This window comes from Pseudomonas sp. LBUM1643 (assembly GCF_059716215.1).
Map to the genome: position 1 here is coordinate 959,877 of NZ_CP166813.1, position 17,069 is coordinate 976,945.

The 17,069-nt window shown below is 58.7% G+C and carries 20 protein-coding genes; 5 read left to right on the forward strand and 15 right to left on the reverse strand.

Annotated features, from left to right (window positions below; translation table 11 throughout):
• Positions 1-53 precede the first annotated feature (53 nt).
• Positions 54-392, reverse strand: a complete 339-nt coding sequence (locus tag ACA063_RS04170) for a DUF3565 domain-containing protein (protein WP_162439274.1) — start codon at positions 390-392, stop codon at positions 54-56.
• Between ACA063_RS04170 and ACA063_RS04175 the strand changes: the two genes are divergently transcribed.
• The 3 genes from ACA063_RS04175 (at position 361) to ACA063_RS04185 (ending at position 2,750) form a co-directional block, all read left to right on the forward strand.
• Positions 361-846, forward strand: coding sequence for an FKBP-type peptidyl-prolyl cis-trans isomerase (locus ACA063_RS04175; protein WP_045061434.1), 486 nt, complete (start codon positions 361-363; stop codon positions 844-846). The two genes, ACA063_RS04170 and ACA063_RS04175, sit on opposite strands and share 32 nt — an antisense overlap.
• Before the next feature lie 123 nt (positions 847-969).
• Positions 970-1,452, forward strand: a complete 483-nt coding sequence (locus tag ACA063_RS04180) for a glutathione peroxidase (RefSeq protein ID WP_162439275.1) — start codon at positions 970-972, stop codon at positions 1,450-1,452.
• Positions 1,453-1,646: 194 nt separating this feature from the next.
• Positions 1,647-2,750 (forward strand): NADH:flavin oxidoreductase, encoded by a 1,104-nt coding sequence (locus ACA063_RS04185; RefSeq protein WP_017336563.1) that lies wholly within the window; start codon positions 1,647-1,649, stop codon positions 2,748-2,750.
• A 168-nt stretch (positions 2,751-2,918) separates the two neighbouring features.
• Here the strand turns inward: ACA063_RS04185 and ACA063_RS04190 are convergent, their stop codons facing one another.
• Together ACA063_RS04190 and cysZ are read right to left on the reverse strand one after the other, a co-directional pair.
• Positions 2,919-4,118: a glycosyltransferase family 4 protein gene (locus tag ACA063_RS04190; RefSeq protein WP_497664875.1), complete on the reverse strand. Its 1,200-nt coding sequence runs from the start codon at positions 4,116-4,118 to the stop codon at positions 2,919-2,921.
• A 40-nt stretch (positions 4,119-4,158) separates the two neighbouring features.
• Positions 4,159-4,911, reverse strand: a complete 753-nt coding sequence (cysZ, locus tag ACA063_RS04195) for a sulfate transporter CysZ (protein ID WP_162439278.1) — start codon at positions 4,909-4,911, stop codon at positions 4,159-4,161.
• Between the two features lie 315 nt (positions 4,912-5,226).
• Between cysZ and trxB the strand changes: the two genes are divergently transcribed.
• A complete protein-coding gene (gene trxB / locus ACA063_RS04200) occupies positions 5,227-6,189 on the forward strand; it encodes a thioredoxin-disulfide reductase (RefSeq protein WP_162439279.1) in 963 nt (320 codons plus the stop codon).
• A gap of 172 nt (positions 6,190-6,361) precedes the next feature.
• On the opposite strand, the gene ACA063_RS04205 is transcribed toward trxB, so the two are convergent.
• The 11 genes from ACA063_RS04205 to ACA063_RS04255 form a co-directional block, all read right to left on the reverse strand.
• Positions 6,362-7,645 (reverse strand): NAD(P)/FAD-dependent oxidoreductase, encoded by a 1,284-nt coding sequence (locus ACA063_RS04205; protein ID WP_497664876.1) that lies wholly within the window; start codon positions 7,643-7,645, stop codon positions 6,362-6,364.
• 208 nt (positions 7,646-7,853) lie between these two features.
• Positions 7,854-8,687: a transporter substrate-binding domain-containing protein gene (locus ACA063_RS04210; RefSeq protein ID WP_497664877.1), complete on the reverse strand. Its 834-nt coding sequence runs from the start codon at positions 8,685-8,687 to the stop codon at positions 7,854-7,856.
• Between the two features lie 44 nt (positions 8,688-8,731).
• Entirely contained in the window at positions 8,732-9,460 is a 729-nt protein-coding gene (locus ACA063_RS04215) for an amino acid ABC transporter ATP-binding protein (protein ID WP_497666475.1), read from the reverse strand.
• A gap of 69 nt (positions 9,461-9,529) precedes the next feature.
• Entirely contained in the window at positions 9,530-10,504 is a 975-nt protein-coding gene (locus ACA063_RS04220; protein WP_194691388.1) for an amino acid ABC transporter permease, read from the reverse strand.
• 153 nt (positions 10,505-10,657) lie between these two features.
• The gene (locus ACA063_RS04225; protein ID WP_497664878.1) at positions 10,658-11,908 is read right to left on the reverse strand and encodes a 2-aminoadipate transaminase; all 1,251 of its coding nucleotides are present in this window, start codon (positions 11,906-11,908) and stop codon (positions 10,658-10,660) included.
• Between the two features lie 261 nt (positions 11,909-12,169).
• A complete protein-coding gene (locus ACA063_RS04230; RefSeq protein ID WP_497664879.1) occupies positions 12,170-12,508 on the reverse strand; it encodes a HopJ type III effector protein in 339 nt (112 codons plus the stop codon).
• Entirely contained in the window at positions 12,501-12,797 is a 297-nt protein-coding gene (locus tag ACA063_RS04235; RefSeq protein ID WP_194691385.1) for a DUF1244 domain-containing protein, read from the reverse strand. Before ACA063_RS04235 ends, ACA063_RS04230 begins: the two co-directional genes overlap by 8 nt.
• Before the next feature lie 97 nt (positions 12,798-12,894).
• The gene (folX, locus tag ACA063_RS04240) at positions 12,895-13,266 is read right to left on the reverse strand and encodes a dihydroneopterin triphosphate 2'-epimerase (RefSeq protein WP_054049847.1); all 372 of its coding nucleotides are present in this window, start codon (positions 13,264-13,266) and stop codon (positions 12,895-12,897) included.
• A gap of 2 nt (positions 13,267-13,268) precedes the next feature.
• Positions 13,269-13,829 carry a GTP cyclohydrolase I FolE gene (gene folE / locus ACA063_RS04245; protein WP_497664880.1) on the reverse strand — a complete coding sequence of 187 codons (561 nt, stop codon included), beginning with the start codon at positions 13,827-13,829 and terminating at the stop codon, positions 13,269-13,271.
• A 20-nt stretch (positions 13,830-13,849) separates the two neighbouring features.
• The gene (gene folM / locus ACA063_RS04250; RefSeq protein ID WP_497664881.1) at positions 13,850-14,560 is read right to left on the reverse strand and encodes a dihydromonapterin reductase; all 711 of its coding nucleotides are present in this window, start codon (positions 14,558-14,560) and stop codon (positions 13,850-13,852) included.
• A gap of 118 nt (positions 14,561-14,678) precedes the next feature.
• Positions 14,679-15,248 (reverse strand): antibiotic biosynthesis monooxygenase, encoded by a 570-nt coding sequence (locus ACA063_RS04255; RefSeq protein ID WP_497664882.1) that lies wholly within the window; start codon positions 15,246-15,248, stop codon positions 14,679-14,681.
• A gap of 210 nt (positions 15,249-15,458) precedes the next feature.
• Here ACA063_RS04255 and ACA063_RS04260 point away from each other — a divergent pair, with 210 nt between their 5' ends.
• Positions 15,459-16,418: a MerR family transcriptional regulator gene (locus ACA063_RS04260; protein ID WP_497664883.1), complete on the forward strand. Its 960-nt coding sequence runs from the start codon at positions 15,459-15,461 to the stop codon at positions 16,416-16,418.
• A 15-nt stretch (positions 16,419-16,433) separates the two neighbouring features.
• On the opposite strand, the gene ACA063_RS04265 is transcribed toward ACA063_RS04260, so the two are convergent.
• Positions 16,434-17,039, reverse strand: coding sequence for a hypothetical protein (locus ACA063_RS04265; protein ID WP_194691381.1), 606 nt, complete (start codon positions 17,037-17,039; stop codon positions 16,434-16,436).
• Between the last annotated feature and the right edge of the window lie 30 nt (positions 17,040-17,069).

Consider the following 17,069-nt stretch of genomic DNA (forward strand, 5'->3'; position numbering starts at 1 on the left):
ATTCTCTAAGGGAGCGCAGGGGTGACCCTCTATATCTGAAGGCCTACCGAAATTCAGTCGCCAAGGTTATCGCTAACCGAGCCTTGTGCGCACCAACCACAATCAAAGGGTTGGCCTATTTTTTCATTGCGCAGCGATGGGTCCATGACCCAGGCCCGGGATTGCCACGGCGGCTGGTGACGCAGGTGTTGGGTATGACCGCAGGAAAGCTCGGCCACCCAGTGGCCGTCCTCGTCCTGATGGAAACCTGTGACCGTGGAGTTCTGTGCTGCCATCCGTCTGTCCGGGTTGTGTTCGCTTTCGGGCGATTGCTTCGCTAAACTTGGTCTTTCTATATTCTTATGCAAAAGGTCTCGCCCCATGCTGATCGCCGCCAATAAGGCTGTCTCCATCGACTATACCCTGACCAACGACGCTGGTGAGGTCATCGACAGCTCCGCCGGCGGCGCGCCGCTGGTTTACCTGCAAGGCGCAGGTAACATCATCCCGGGCCTGGAAAAGGCACTGGAAGGTAAAGCCGTTGGTGATGAACTGACTGTTGCCGTAGAACCGGAAGATGCCTACGGCGAATACGCTGCCGAACTGGTCAGCACCCTGAGCCGCAGCATGTTCGAAGGCGTTGATGAACTGGAAGTGGGCATGCAGTTCCACGCTTCCGCTCCGGACGGCCAGATGCAGATCGTGACCATCCGCGACCTGGACGGCGACGACGTCACTGTCGACGGCAACCACCCGTTGGCCGGTCAGCGCCTGAATTTCCAGGTCAAGATCATCGACATCCGTGATGCTAGCCAGGAAGAAGTCGCTCATGGTCACGTCCATGGCGAAGGTGGCCATCACCACTGATTTTCTGCGCTAAGCTCAGAGAACTGGAGAGGCGCCCGAGGGCGCCTTTTTTAGTCCGCGGTTGTCCATGGCAGCGCCGCCAGGTGGCTGTTTCGAGCAGAACACGGGAATTTGGAGTTCGTCATGAGTGCTTTTCACGACCTTAAATTGACAGCCCTGGATGGTCAGGAGCTACCTCTGGCGCCCTTCAAAGGGCGCGTCGTGCTGGTGGTCAATGTTGCCTCCAAATGTGGCCTGACCCCGCAATACGCGGCGCTGGAAAACCTTTACCAGCAATTCAAGGACAAAGGCTTCAGCGTACTGGGCCTGCCGTGCAATCAGTTTGCCGGACAGGAGCCGGGTACCGAGCAAGAGATCCAGGATTTCTGCAGCCTGAACTATGGCGTGACCTTTCCGTTGTCCAGCAAGCTGGAAGTCAACGGGCATGATCGTCATCAGTTGTATCGTCTGCTGGCAGGCGAAGGTGCCGAATTCCCAGGCGACATCACCTGGAATTTCGAGAAATTCCTGTTGGGCAAGGATGGCCGTGTCCTGGCTCGGTTCTCGCCGCGCACGGCGCCGGACGATCCGACGATCGTTCACGCGATTGAAAAAGCGCTGAGCTAGAAAAGAAAGATCAAAAGATCGCAGCCTTCGGCAGCTCCTACAGGGTGTACATCTAACTCGTGTAGGAGCTGCCGCAGGCTGCGATCTTTTGATTCTGCCTTTTGACTCTAAATCACCAAAATCAATAATACTTCCCATCCCATTGCGCCCTCCATATTATAGCCGTCATAAAGTCTATCCCGTGGAGCGTTCCCATGCCCGTAAAAGCCCTGTTCAAACCGTTCCACCTCGGCACCCTCGAGCTGCCGACCCGTGTCGTGATGGCCCCCATGACTCGCTCATTTTCGCCGGGCGGCGTGCCTAACTCCAAAGTCATCGAGTACTACCGTCGTCGCGCGGCTGCGGGCGTGGGCCTGATCATCACCGAAGGCACCACCGTTGGTCACAAGGCTTCCAACGGCTACCCGAACGTGCCGCATTTCTACGGCGAGGCGGCGTTGGCCGGCTGGAAGAAAGTGGTCGATGCGGTACATGCCGAAGGCGGCAAGATCGTTCCGCAACTGTGGCACGTCGGCAGCGTTCGTCGTATCGGCACCGAGCCGGACGCCAGCGTGCCGGGTTATGGCCCGTCCGAAAAATTGAAAGACGGCCAGGTCGTGGTCCACGGCATGACCAGGCAGGATATCCAGGACGTCATCGCCGCTTTCGCCCAGGCCGCGAAAGACGCGCAGAGCATCGGTATGGACGGCGTGGAAATTCACGGTGCCCATGGCTACCTGGTGGACCAGTTCTTCTGGGAAGGCAGCAACCAGCGCACCGATGAATACGGCGGCAGCCTGGCCAACCGTTCGCGTTTCGCCATCGAATTGATCCAGGCCGTGCGCGCCGCAGTGGGTGAAGGTTTCCCGATCATCTTCCGTTTCTCGCAATGGAAGCAGCAGGATTACACCGCACGTCTGGTGCAAACCCCGGAAGCGCTGGGCGAGTTCCTCAAGCCGTTATCTGACGCGGGTGTGGATATTTTCCACTGCTCGACACGTCGATTCTGGGAGCCGGAGTTCGACGGTTCGGAACTGAACCTGGCGGGCTGGACACGCAAGCTCACCGGCAAACCGACCATCACCGTGGGTAGCGTCGGCCTGGACGGCGAGTTCCTGCAGTTCATGGTCAACACCGACAAGATCGCGCAGCCGGCCAGCCTGGAAAAACTGCTGGAGCGTTTGAACAACGATGAATTCGATCTGGTAGCGGTGGGGCGTGCGCTGCTGGTCGATCCGGACTGGGCGCAAAAAGTGCGCGACGGTCGTGAGGAAGACATCCTGCCGTTCAGCCGTGAGGCGTTGATGACGCTGGTTTAAGCGGTAACTCGCAAGGCGCCATCGCCAGCAGGCTGGCTCCCACAGGTTCTGTGTACACCGCAAAAACCCTGTGAGCCAGCAGGCTGGCTCTCACCGGATCTGTATACACCGCAGACCCTCTGTGGGAGCCAGCCTGCTGGCGATGACTGACTCAATGTCATCCTGGATTCAGGGCAAGGTCGGTGCATTCGGCACCACCAATTCCCCCACGCAGGCCCCCCGCAACTGCCCTTCGAACTGTTCGATAATCGCCGGCCAACCCTGCCGACTGGCATGCTGTCGCGCATTCAATCGAACGCAGCGCAAGGTTTCGCGCTCCTCCAGCAACCACGCCGCTGCATCGCAGAATGCATCCTCATCCCCCGGCATCGCCAGCACACCGTTGTAGCCATGACGAATATGTTGCGCCGCTGCGGCCTGATCGTAAGCCACCACACCCAGTCCCGAAGCCAGAGCCTCAAGCACCACGTTGCCAAACGTCTCGGTCAGGCTGGGGAACAGAAACACATCCCCCGACGCATAGTGACTGGCCAAGGCTTCACCGCGTTGCGCGCCGCAGAAGATTGCTTCGGGTAATTCCTTTTCCAGGGCTACACACTGGGGCCCGTCACCAATCACAATCAGTTTGAGATTCCTCTGTGGATAACTTGCCTTCAGCGTGTCGAAACAGCGCTTGAGCAGACCCAGATTCTTCTCGGGCGCCAGACGACCCACATGGATCACCGCGATGTCGCGCTCGGCCAATCCCCATTGTTCGCGTAACGCCGTCAGCCGTTTGGTGGGATGGAACAGTTGGCTGTCGACTCCACGGGACAGTAGCGCCAGGCGTTCGAAATGCCGTCGCTCCAGTTCCAGCCGCTGGCTCACGCTGGGCACCAGGGTCAGGTTCGAGCGGTTATGAAACCAGCGCAGGTAATGAGTCAGCAACCGCGTCAACAGTCCAAATCCATACTGGCTGGAATACTGCTGAAAGTTGGTGTGAAAACCACTCACCACCGAAATGCCCAAGCGCCGCGCGGCGCGCAATGCAGAGAGTCCGAGCGGTCCTTCGGTAGCGATGTAGAGCACGTCCGGCCGATGTCGTTTCCAGCGGCGCAGCAGCTTGTGCATCGACGACTGTCCCCACTGCAAACCCGGATAACCCGGCAAAGGCCAGCCCCGGCACAACAGAAGATCATCGTTGCTGCCGGTTTGCCGGTCACAACCCTGCCGGGGCCTCACCAGCTCCACTTGATGCCCGCGCGCGCGCAAACCGTCGCACAGACGGCCAAGGGTATTGGCCACGCCGTTTATTTCCGGAGGGAATGTTTCGGTGATCAGGGTGATATGCAGAGCTGTCGTCATGACCTCAGTGTCGGCTGAGGCCATGTCGTCGTCATGACGGTGTGATGATGGATTTGTGACGGGATCAGCGCTGGGTCACCAGGTTTTCCGCGCCGCGTTCACGCACCCAGAACAGGGTCGCCCCGGCCACGGCGGCCGGCATCATCAGAATGTTGACCACCGGAATCAGCAATACCAGATAAACACTGCCGCCGAAGCTCATGCTCTGCCAGCGTTTCTGGCGCAGCCAGGCGAGCATCTCGTTCCAGCCGAGTTTGTGGTTGTCCGCCGGGTAGTCGATGTACTGGATCGCCATCATCCACACCCCAAACAACAGCCACAATGGCGCGGCAATAATGTTCACCACCGGGATAAACGACAGGATGAACAGCCCGATTGCCCGCGGAAGAAAGTAACCGAGCTTGCGCATTTCCCGAGCCAGGGTGCGCGGAATCATGGCAATCAGTTCGCCCCAGCTGAACGCCGGGAAGTCATCGGTGCCGCGCACCACCACTTCAACCTTCTCCGCGAGAAAGCCGTTGAAGGGGGCGGCAATGATGTTAGCCAGCATGGTGAAGGTGAAAAACACCATCAGCACCACCAGCACGACAAAGAGCGGCCACAGGACATAGCTGAGAAAACTCAGCCACTCGGGCAGAGACGGCATCAGCGTATCGACCCACAGGCTGAATTGATGGCTGGCCAGATAGATCAATCCGACGAACAGCACCAGGTTGATCACCAGGGGTAGCAACACAAACAAACGCAGACTCGGGCTCAGGACCAGCTTGAGGCCTTCGCGCAGGTATTGCGGGCCGGACAGAACGGGGGCGGGCATATCGTGCTCCGAGCAAAGGGAAAACGCGCCGACCTTACCGGCTTTGCCCAAGGGGCGAAAGCGCGGCAGCGACATCGACATCAACTGTAACAAAGGCGCCTGAATATGCGCGGCAATGGCATAGAGACCACCTATGAGCTGGATTGTTAATCCGTATTTCCTTAATCTTCGCCCCCTCGATACGCTGCACCCATTATTTTTACAGGACTGTCGAGTTCAAGCCTTCCCCAAGTGCTTTCAACGGTCCTTTTTTATTCCCGCCGGCAACCCGGCGTTCCGCGCCAGATGTTTCGGCCCGGTCAACAGGAGCAGGTCATGTCTGAAGTCCGTCATTCGCGAGTGATTATTCTCGGTTCCGGCCCTGCCGGTTACAGCGCTGCGGTCTATGCCGCCCGTGCCAATCTCAAGCCACTGCTGATCACCGGCATGCAGGCCGGCGGTCAACTGACCACCACCACCGAAGTCGACAACTGGCCGGGCGACGTCCACGGCCTGACCGGCCCGGCGCTGATGGAACGCATGAAAGAGCACGCCGAGCGCTTTGAAACCGAGATCGTTTTCGATCACATCAATGCCGTCGACTTCGCTTCCAAGCCTTACAGCCTGACTGGCGACAGCGCCACCTACACCTGCGACGCGCTGATCATCGCGACCGGCGCCAGCGCTCGTTACCTGGGCCTGCCGTCGGAAGAAGCGTTCATGGGCAAAGGCGTTTCGGCCTGCGCGACCTGCGACGGTTTCTTCTATCGCAACAAGCCAGTGGCTGTGGTCGGCGGCGGCAACACCGCTGTTGAAGAAGCCCTGTACCTGGCCAACATCGCCAGCACCGTGACCCTGATCCACCGTCGCGAAACCTTCCGCGCCGAGAAGATCCTGATCGACAAGCTGAATGCACGCGTGGCTGAAGGCAAGATCATCCTGAAGCTGAACTCGAACCTGGACGAAGTCCTGGGCGACAACATGGGCGTGACCGGTGCTCGCCTGAAGAACAACGACGGTAGCTTCGACGAGCTGAAAGTCGACGGCGTGTTCATCGCCATCGGCCACACTCCAAACACGTCGTTGTTCGAAGGTCAGCTGACGTTGAAAGACGGCTACCTGGTCGTACACGGCGGCCGTGAAGGCAACGCGACGGCCACCAACCTCGAAGGTATCTTCGCGGCCGGTGACGTGGCTGACCACGTTTACCGCCAGGCCATCACCTCCGCCGGTGCCGGCTGCATGGCGGCACTGGATGCCGAGCGTTATCTCGACGACCTGCAGAACGCCAAGTTCTGAAATCGTTGAAATGAAAAAACCGGCCTCGGCCGGTTTTTTTCTATCCACAAAATATGCGGCCAACACCAACCTTTGTGGGAGCTAGCCTGCTAGCGATGGCATGTCAGTCACATCAATGTCACTGACACACCATCGCTAGCAGGCTAGCTCCCACAAGGGGTATGCGGCGGCCTCAACCCTTGAAGCGTTCCTGCACAAAATCCATCACCTTCAACGATTGATAGATCGCATTCGCCGCCACCCGACCAAACGGACCGCCATTCCAGTCCAGCAGGTACGGTTTGAACAGTTCATATCGCGAACTCTCCCCGCACACCGCCTCGGCGATCACCCGGCCGCCGATCGAGCCGGTGTTCAAACCATGACCGCCAAACGAAGTGCACGCCCAGACGCCCGGTTCCAGCAAGCCCAGGTTAGGCATTTTGTTGGTGGAGTAACCCATCAGGCCGGACCACGCGAGATCGATTTTCACCGCAGCGAGTTGCGGGTACACCGAAACCATGTCCGCCTTGAGCATGGCCGCCAGGGCTTTCTCGTTCTGTTCGTTGCGCGTGGTGATGCGGCCACCCCACAGCAAGCGGTCACCTTCAACGACGCGGTAGTAGTCCGACGCACGGCGGTCATCGGAGAACGCGGCGCCGGAGTCCAGTACCGTCTTGATCGAGTCACCCAGGTGTTCGGTCAGCACCACGTAGGTGGCGATGGGCAGGTAGGCGCGACTGAGTTTCTGCAGCTCCGGTCCCCCGTAGCCGCCGGCGCAGAACACCAGATCCTTGCAGTGCACACTGCCGCGCGCGGACTTGACGATTTTGTCTGCACCTTCGCGCTGCCAGGAGAGCATCTTTGATTGTTCAAAAATCCTGCCGCCAGCCGCTTCAATGGCGAGGGCCAGGCCCAAACAATAATTCAGCGGGTGGAAATGCAGGGCGTTCGGATCTTCGACACCCTGGAAGTAGCGCAGCGTGTGAGCCCGCTCGCGGACCTGGGCGGTGTCGAGGAAGTTGAGTTCATAACCGAAGTCACGGCGCATGGTGTCGATGTGGTTTTTTATGCTGGCGCCATCATCGTAGCGCTTGACCCGAATCGTACCGGCGGACGGCGCGCAGCCAGTCAGGGCCAGTTCCGTGATGTTGTGGCGGACAATCTCCACGCCTTCAACAGACATCTGGAACAGCGAGCGCGCGTGTTCCAGCCCGAGTTTTTTACGGATCGCGCCAGACCCTTCCGCCCAGCCCGGCGACACCACGCCGCCATTGCGACCGGATGCACCCCAGGCCACCTGATGGGCTTCGAGGATGATCACGCGTTTGCCACGCCGGGTGAGTTCCAGTGCGGCGGTGAGGCCGGCGATACCCGCGCCGATGATGCACACGTCGCAGGTTTCATCGGTGTTCAATTCGGACCTGGCCGCGCGGGGCAGCGAGGTTTGGGAATACCAGGTGTTGGGAAAGGCCATGGTCAATCCTTGAGAAAATTAGCCGCCGTACATCAACACTGTAGGAGCGATCCTTGTGGCGAGGGGATTTATCCCCGTTCGGCTGCGAAGCAGTCGTAAATACGCTTTAACGCTGGAAATGCCGGGGCCGCTCCGCAGCCCAACGGGGCGGTGCGACGTTTCGCTAAATCCCCTCGCCACAAGGCTCGCTCCTACAGGGGCAGAGTGATTACTTAACAGTCGAGTAATCCACGCCATACCACTTGTTCGACAGCTTGGTCAGCGTGCCGTCCTTGTGCATTTCGCCGATGATTTCACCGAGCTTGGCCTTCAACTCCGGGTCACCCTTGTCAGTGGCAACGGCCAGCGGCTCGTAGAAGGCTACAACGTTGTCGACGGCGCGCAGCGGGTAACCCTTCTTGACGGCGGCGTCCAGCGTGCTGCGTTGCGTGAGGATGCCGTCCAGCCGGGCACCGTCGCCCAGGCGCAGATCGTCCAGCGGTCCGACGGAACCGGCGTAGGTCTTCATTTTTTCCGTTTTCACGTCGTAGACAACAGGTGGCACATCCGTGGTTTCAATCGCCAGCGCCTGGCTGAAATAGTCCTCGGACGTGGTGCCACCTTCGACGCCGATGGTTTTGCCATTGAGCGCTTTGTGGTCAGTGACCTTGGATTTGTCATGCACCGCAAAGACGTAAGGCACGTAGTAATAGGTGCCCGGGAAATCAAGAATACGCGCGCGACTTTTGGTTGCGGTCATCGAACCCACGGACATGTCCCAGCGACCGTTCCACTTGCCGGCGGTGATCACGTCCCAGTCGGGTGTGATGAACTTGACCTCAACCCCGAGACGTTTGGCGATCTCCTTGGAAACGTCGATGTCAAAACCGTCGATTTCATTTTTGTCGTTGATGAAGCCCTGAGGAGGCCAGGTCGCCGACGTGGCGACGGTCATGGTTTTGCTGCTCTGAATCTTGTCCAGCACTGCGCCAGCGTTAGCGGCACCAACGAACAACAGCGACAGTGCGGCAGTGAGGGTGATTACGCGTTTACTTCTGACCATGTCCATCTCCATGTCTCGTTATTGTTATGAGGGCAAAGCGGTCTTCAGTGGCCGATAATTTGCGACAGGAATTTCTGCGCGCGTTCGGTCTGTGGGTTATTGAAAAATTCGGCGGGGGTCGCTTGTTCGATGACCTGGCCCTGGTCCATGAACAGCACGCGATCGGCGACCTTGCTGGCGAAACCCATTTCGTGAGTCACGCAAATCATGGTCATGCCATCGGTAGCCAGTTCGCCCATCACGTCCAGCACTTCGTGGACCATTTCCGGGTCGAGGGCAGAGGTCGGCTCATCAAACAGCATCACTTTGGGATTCATGCACAGCGCGCGGGCAATCGCCACGCGCTGTTGCTGGCCGCCGGACAACTGCGACGGGTATTTGTCGGCGTGTTCGGCGATCCGTACGCGCTCCAGGTAGACCTGAGCGCGTTTTTTCGCATCCGCGCTCGATACGCCTTGCACCAATTGTGGCGCCAGGGTCAGGTTGTCCATCACGCTCAAATGCGGGAACAGGTTGAAGCTCTGGAACACCATCCCGATCTCACTGCGCACGGCGCTGACGCTTTCTGCCTCGCTGGTGAGGGTGATGCCGTTAACCTGAATGTGGCCTTTCTGGAAACTCTCCAGATGGTTGATGCAGCGGATCATCGTCGACTTGCCCGAGCCCGACGGCCCGCACACCACCAGGATTTCGCCGGTGGCCACGGTCAGGTCGACATCGCGCAACGCGTGGAAATTGCCGTACCACTTGTTCAGGCCTGAGATGGAAATCATCGCTGGGGTGGCTAACGCAGGGGACGCCAGGTCGAGTCGCTCAGCGGTATTGGTTCGAGTCATCACGCATCAACCCCTTGCCGTGGATCGATTGACCCGTTTTTCGATTCGCGCCTGCACCCGTTCGAGGATGAACGACAGCGCCCAGTAAATCATCGCGGCAGTGATCAACATCTCCAGGTGACGGAAGTCTGCACGGCCCTGGGTTTTGGCCAGGTACATCAATTCCCAGACGCCGATTACCGACACCAGGGAACTGTCCTTGAGCATGGCGATGAACTGGTTGCCGGTGGGCGGGATGATCACGCGCAAGGCCTGGGGCATGATCACCCGGCTCAACGTTTTGAACGGGCTGATGTTCAGGGCCCGGGACGCTTCCCACTGGCCGACCGGAATGCTCTGGATGCCCGCACGGAAAATCTCCGTCATGTAGGCGCCGTAGCACAGCGACAGGGCGAGGATGCCGGCGGGCACCGCGTCGACGACATAGCCCAGTTGCGGCAGCCCGAGGTAAATCAGGTAGATCTGGATCAGCAGCGGCACACCGCGAAAAAACGAGGTGTAGAACGAGGCGAGGGCATTGGCCAGGCCGTTGCTCGACAGCTTGGCGACCGCGCCGATCAGCGCCAGGACGAAAGCAATCACGATCGCGACCGCTGAGATGTACAGCGTGGTGGCGGCACCCTGGATGATCAGGAAACCGATCTTGTCGAGAATGAAGCTGTAGGAGAGGTCGAAGGTATCGAAGAACGCCAGGAACAGGATCAGCAGTTCGATCCAGACGACGGTGGTCTGGACCTTGAACTTCAAGCGTCCGAGGACATGGAAGTTCAGCGTGCCCAGTACGGCAATGGCCAGGCCGATGGCGATGTTGCGAGCGGTCAGGCTGTCCGGGGTATCGCCCAACAGGGGCTGGAGAAAGTGGCTGAGGGCGCTGTTACCGAGGTTCATCAGGTAGGCGCCCAGGAAAAGCACTACGGCTACGCCGAGCAGGAACTGTGGATCATTGGACTTTTTCTTATAAATTATATTGTCGTGATACATGACTGCCTCAGCTGATAGGTGGTGATGATCTCGCTTGATAGATAGGGGCGTTGGCTGATCCGATTGGTCGGGCGCCTCCGAGTATTGCGATGCATTTTCAGGGACTGCAAGCGAACATAATTCGCTACGTCAGTCCCTGAGCTCATTTTGCTATCAGCGCAGTTTCGCCAGGCACCGCTCGAGGATGTCCAGGCCTTCCTCCAGCACGGCGGCTTCTGTGGTCAGCGGCGCCAGCAGCCGAATGATGTGGCGTGACTTGCCGCTCGGCATCAGCAGCAGCCCGGCGTCCCGGGCCAGAACCAGTAGCTGAGTCAACTGGGCCGATGCCGGTGAACCATCGGCATTGATCAGTTCGATTCCCCGCATCGCACCGACCCCGGTCAAGCGGCCCAGGAAGGGGGAAAGTGTGTTGGCGCGCCAGGATTCGTAGCGGCTGACGATGGCTTCTTCCTGTTGCGAGCCCCAGGCCTGCAGGTTCGCATCGGTCATCTCGTCCAGGGTCGCCAAGGCAGCGGCGCAGGCGATCGGATTACCGGAATAGGTCCCGCCCAGTCCGCCCTTGGGCAACGTGTCGAGCAACGTTTTGCGCCCGACCACCGCACCCAGTGGCAGGCCGCCGGCGATACTTTTGGCGAGCAGGATCAGGTCCGGCTCGATACCCAGGCGCGAAAACGCGAAGCGCTGTCCGGTACGACCAAACCCGGACTGGATTTCATCGGCGATCAACACAATGCCTTTCTCATCACAGAAACGTCTCAGCGCCTGGGCAAACTCCACGTCCATCGCCAAAAAGCCTGCTTCACCCTGCACCGGCTCGACGATAAAACACGCCACATCCTCCACATCGATTTCGACGCTGAACAGACGGTCCATGGCTTTCAGGGCCTCGGCGCAGGTCACGCCGTTGTCCTTGCTCGGGAAGGGCAGGTGATACACCGGGCCTGGCAGCACGCCGACTTTCTGTTTGTAGGGCGCAACTTTGCCGTTTAGGTTGAGGGTGGCCAGGGTGCGGCCGTGGAAGGCGCCGTCGAAGGCGATCACTGCGGTACGACCGGTGGCGCCGCGGACGATCTTGAGGGCGTTTTCCGCGGCTTCCGCGCCGCTGTTGGTCAGCATGCCGCTGACCGGATAGCCCACGGGAATAAACGCCGTCAGACGCTCCATCAATTCAATGTACGGCGAATGAGGGGCGGCGTTGAACGCATAGTGAGTCAGCCGGGTGGCCTGTTCGCGAATGGCGTCAACGATGCGCGGGTGGCAATGGCCGAGGTTAAGCACGCCAATGCCGCCGACAAAGTCGATGTAACGCTTACCCTCGGTATCCCAGACCTCGGCATTTTTGCCGTGGCTGAGGGTGACGGGATGAACGATGTTGATCGACTGGCTGATGGATTCGCTGCTCATGGATGACCGACTCTTAAGAAGGGATGCTTCTTTTTATCTAAGCCGTGAGCAGCGGTACCCGGCAAACGAAATAAAGTTGCCGGGTCAATCTTAAAAGTCGGGAAGTGTGTCGAGAGACGAATCACAAAAGATCAAAAGATCAAAAGATCGCAGCCTCGTTTCACTCGACAGCTCCTACATTGGAATGCAATTGGAATGCATACCACCCTGTAGGAGCTGTCGAGTGAAACGAGGCTGCGATCTTTTGATGTTGATCCTGAATCAGCGACGGGTCAGTGGCTGCGCGGTGAACGTCACACCGGCCAATCCATGCGCCATCAACGCACGAATATTCCCGTGATCGCTGCCTGCAGGCGTCGCAACCACCGAGCGGTAATGCTCTCCAAACGCCAACAGCGCTTCTTCGTCACTCAAGCCTTCCAGCAGTGCCAGGCCCAGGGTCTTGCACGATCCTTCGTTCTGCCCGGCAGCGTTCTCCACGCCACCGTTGTTGAACGCCTGGGGCTGATAGTCGTAACCGGCGGCGATGAAGGACAGCGTGTCGGCAAAAACATGTTCGCCGCTGTTGAGGCTGGCGCGCAGGGTGTTCAGATCACTCATGGGGTTTTCCTTTGGCAAACGCCGCTTGTTGTTCGGCGCTGGCTTCTTGCTGGTATTGGGCTTTCCACTCGGCGTACGGCATGCCGTAGACGACTTCGCGGGCGTCGTCGAGACTGACGTCGATCTGGCGCTCGTCTGCCGCAGCCTTGTACCACTTGGACAGGCAATTACGGCAGAAACCGGAAAGGTTCATCAGGTCGATGTTCTGCACATCCTTGCGGCTATCAAGGTGGGCGACCAGCCGGCGGAAGGCGGCGGCTTCAAGTTCGAGGCGTTGTTGCTCGGTCATGGGAGTCTCTGCGAGACAGCTTCAAGCGGCAAGCTTCAAGCTGCAGGATTGGTTTGCGGTGGCTGGAAGTTTACAGCTTGCCGCTTGAAGCTTGTAGCTAGCGGCTCGCTGCAAGCGTAATCGACACTGACTCGGCGAAACGCAGGGCGTGGGGCTTGTCGACTTCGACTTCGGCGTACAGCACCGACTCGTTGACCATGACCAGATCAAGAATTTCCTGGGTCAGGCGTTCGAGCAGGGCAAACCGGTTGCCCTCCACGTGCGCGATGATCGCCTTGGTGATGGTGCGGTAGTTCAGCGCGTGATCGATATCGTTGTCACGCACCGCTTCCTGGGCCGCGTACAGGATGGTCAGATTGATCAGTACGTCTTGCTTGTTGAGGATTTCGTCCTCGTTGATTCCGATGAAGGTGCGCAGACACAGGTCCTTGACCCGGATGCGTGCCATTCCTGGCTGAAGTTGTGGCATTGCTACTTGCTCCGTCCAATCAATTGCAGGAATTCCTGGCGGGTATTGCTTGAATCGCGGAAGGCGCCAAGCATCACCGAGGTGTTCATGGTTGAATTCTGTTTCTCGACGCCGCGCATCATCATGCACATGTGCTTCGCTTCGATGACCACTGCAACGCCGGCGGCGTTGGTCACCTGTTGCATTGCGTCGGCGATTTGCCGGGTCAGGTTTTCCTGGATCTGCAAGCGACGGGCGAACATGTCCACCAGCCGCGCGATTTTCGACAGGCCCAGCACCTTGCCTGTAGGAATATAAGCCACATGGGCCTTGCCGATGAAGGGCAACAGGTGATGCTCGCACAATGAATACAGCTCGATATCGGCAACGATGATCATCTCATCGGTGTCCGAAGCGAACAGCGCGCCGTTGACGATCTCTTCGACACTTTGCTCGTAACCATGACAGAGGTACTGCATGGCCTTGGCGGCGCGCAGGGGTGTATCGCGCAGGCCTTCGCGTTCCGGGTTTTCACCGAGACCGATGAGGATCTCGCGATAGTTCTGAGGCAGGGATAGCGTCATGGAACATCCTCGCGGGGCGCTTACTTGAGGTGCCTTCCGCCATTGACGGTCAGGGTCGTGCCGGTGACATAAGGGTTGTCGAGCAGATAGCGCAGGCTTTGGTAGATCACGTCGCTGCCGGGTTCGATGCCCAGCGCGGACTTTGCCAGCGCCTTGGCGCGGTACGCCGCGTCGTCGTCAGGGTTGAACAGTAGCAGGGCCGGCGCGATGCCGTTGACCTTGATTGCCGGTGCGTACTTTGCGGCGAAGGACAAGGTCAGGCTGTCGAGCCCGGCTTTGCTGGCGCAGTAGCCAATGTGCTTGCTGCTGCCCTTGCGGGTCACGTCATCGCTGATGTGCACGATGTCGGCGGGACTCGAACGCTGGAGCAAGTCGACACAATGCAAGTTGATCAGGTACGGCGCCAGCATGTGAACGTTGAACATCCGGGTGAATGCCACAGCGTCGGTGTCCGGGGTTTCGGCGAGCCATTCGGAGGCGTTGTGGATAATCGCCCGCAGGCTGTCGGTATGGGTTTTCAGTTCGGCGATGAACGCGATGATGCCGGCTTCGCTGGAGAAATCCGCAAACACGGCCGTTGCGCCCAGGTCCCGCAAGGCCTGTACGCCTGGGCGTTCACTGCGGAAAGTGAAGATTACCGCGTGGCCGTCTTCGAGTAAGCGCCGGGCACAGTGCAGGCCAACACGCTGACCTGCGCCGGTAATGAGAATGGGGGCTTCGGAAGAGGTCATGAACGGCTCGCATCGCGGTGAGAGCAAAACTATACCAGCGACAAGGCAAGTCCACCCCCCTATCCCATAAGAGCAACGCTTGCTCGCGATGGCCGTCCTGCTCGGACCGCCGAACGGCTCAATGATTCTGCGTAGAAGCCTTCACCGGCAGCGGTCGCGTCGGCGCGTTGTTCAGCCAACTGGCGAGCAGGCGGGTCGATAACGGAATAAAAAAATAAACCATCAAGGGCGTCAGGCACAGCGTGCTGATGAACACTCGCGGCAACAGGCTCATCTCGCCGAGCAACGGTCCTACTGCAAAGTTGAACAGCAATGAAACCGGGAAGAACGCCAGCCAGATCGCCACCGCCTGTTTCCAGCGAGGCGGACGGGCACCGACGGCACCAAACCAGCCTTCGATACCACTGACTCGATGCTCCGTAGGATGGGCGAACAGGTCGCTGCCGCGCTCAAGCCAGGCGGTGCGCGAGGCGGAGTGCTCCCATGCGTGCATGGTCTGCTCGTTTTCGAAGCGGAAGATGATCTGGAATTCGTTATCGCCGGGCGGCGGAGCAAGCACGCCTGAACCCAGATAACCCTGGAAGTCGGTGGCCAGCTGTTCGCCTTCGCGTAGCCAGGCCATCAGATCCTGATAGCGGCCATCGGCGACACGACGTGCAACCATCAGCGTGACGGGTGAGGTAGACATTCTGTATCTCCGTAAGACAAGTGCGTCACTCCGGGTAGGAGATTAGCCAGACGCAGCGCCGGGGTGGTGGGCTGCGCTTTGAACCAAGCAAGGATTATTCCTGATTCTGAATATTTCGCCAGTGTCTTTAATTAAACATCATTGGCTTGAATAGTCAGGGGAAAGGGGGAGTAAACTGTTCGAATTCGAACATGGAAGTGAAACGCGAAAATGCCTGCATTGACTGACTATGCCCCGGATGAGCTTTACGCTGACTCATTGAAAAAGGAAGATTTATTCCCCATTCGCGAGGTCGCGCGCCTCACCGGCATCAATCCGGTGACCCTTCGCGCCTGGGAGCGCCGTTATGGCCTGATTCAGCCCACGCGCACCGAAAGCGGGCATCGGCTGTACTCGATGTCCGATATCGAAAAAGTTCGCAGCATCCTCGGCTGGATCGAACGCGGCGTTGCGGTCAGCAAGGTCGGCAAGATCCTGGCCAGGACCGAACCGCTTCAAGTGCTCGCGAAAATCATTCCGGATGAACTGGTACAGGCCGATTACATTCAGTGGCAACAGCAAGTCCAGGTCGCGGTGAGTGCGTTTGACGAGGTGACGCTCGAGCAGGTCTATGGGCAGATCTTCTCCAGTTACCCGCTTACGGTGGTCTTCCAGGACATCCTGATCCCGCTCTGGAAGCAACTGTTAAGGCGCCATGAGGCATTCGGTCAGACCAGCGAGTGGCTTTTTCTGGATGGTTTTCTTCGTTCCCGGGTGTTGCAAAGGTTGCTGCTGGTGCGTGTGCTGCAACCGCGTCGGGTCATTGTCTGTGCCTTGGATGAGCAGGTCCGCGAACTCGAAGTGCTGATCACGGCGCTGTATCTCAGCCATGTCGACTCCGCGATGCAGTTGCTGTCGATTGGTCAACCTTTCGATGAGCTGACGCTTGTCTGCGAAAGGGTAAAACCCCAAGCGCTGGTCCTGGTGTCCAATCACGCTCCCACTGCTGATTTGCCTCGGCGTCTGAACCGTCTGGTCCTGAGCCTGGATTGTCAGTTACTGCTGGCCGGTGATGCATCGGACCTGGCGCAGGAAAGCCTGGCCGGGTCGTCGGTCGGGTGTCTTGGTAATGAGGGGGGCGTGATGCGCCAGCGCTTGAAGCAGTTTCTGGCGGGTAATCTGGATACCTGATCGAACGATGCAGGGTCAGAGATGCAGGGCGGGGTGAGTCAGTCGATGCTGTTGAAGGATGAACTGGCGCAGGCGCTCGGTTTCGTCCTTGTCGCTCTGGCTCAACTGATAAGCGAAGAAGCCATTCTCTGTTTCTCGCTCGAACGTGCCGCGCAACGCGATTCGTTCATAGCCTGAGGGGCTGAACCACAGCGCAAAATGTTTTGGCGGTTTGGTCTTGTTGCGCACTTCCAGCAAAATTCCTTTGAACGACACCTCATGCACCCACATTGTGCCGGGCTGGCCGTTGGCATTTTCCAAGGCTACCGGCTCCTCCAGGGCCAGGCGCCATGGCCGGACCATGGGGCCGTCTTCATAGATGCTGGGAACACCCAGGCGCAAATGCAGCGCGTGAAATTCGTCTTCCACCAGGTGCAGAGGAAAGGTCATTTGCTGATTTTCGAAGTTGGCCTGGATGGTGACCTGCTCATTCGCGGCCAGGCGTGTGAGCAAATCACGGATTTGCGAACCACCGTTAACGAGCAGGCTCGACGTCGCATCCCGCATATTGAGCTGCGGGTTATGTTGCATGGTCTGGATGAAATCCAGCTCATCCTGGGTCAGGAGCGCGTCGCGGTGCATGATCCACTCGAACGATATAGTTACAAAGTC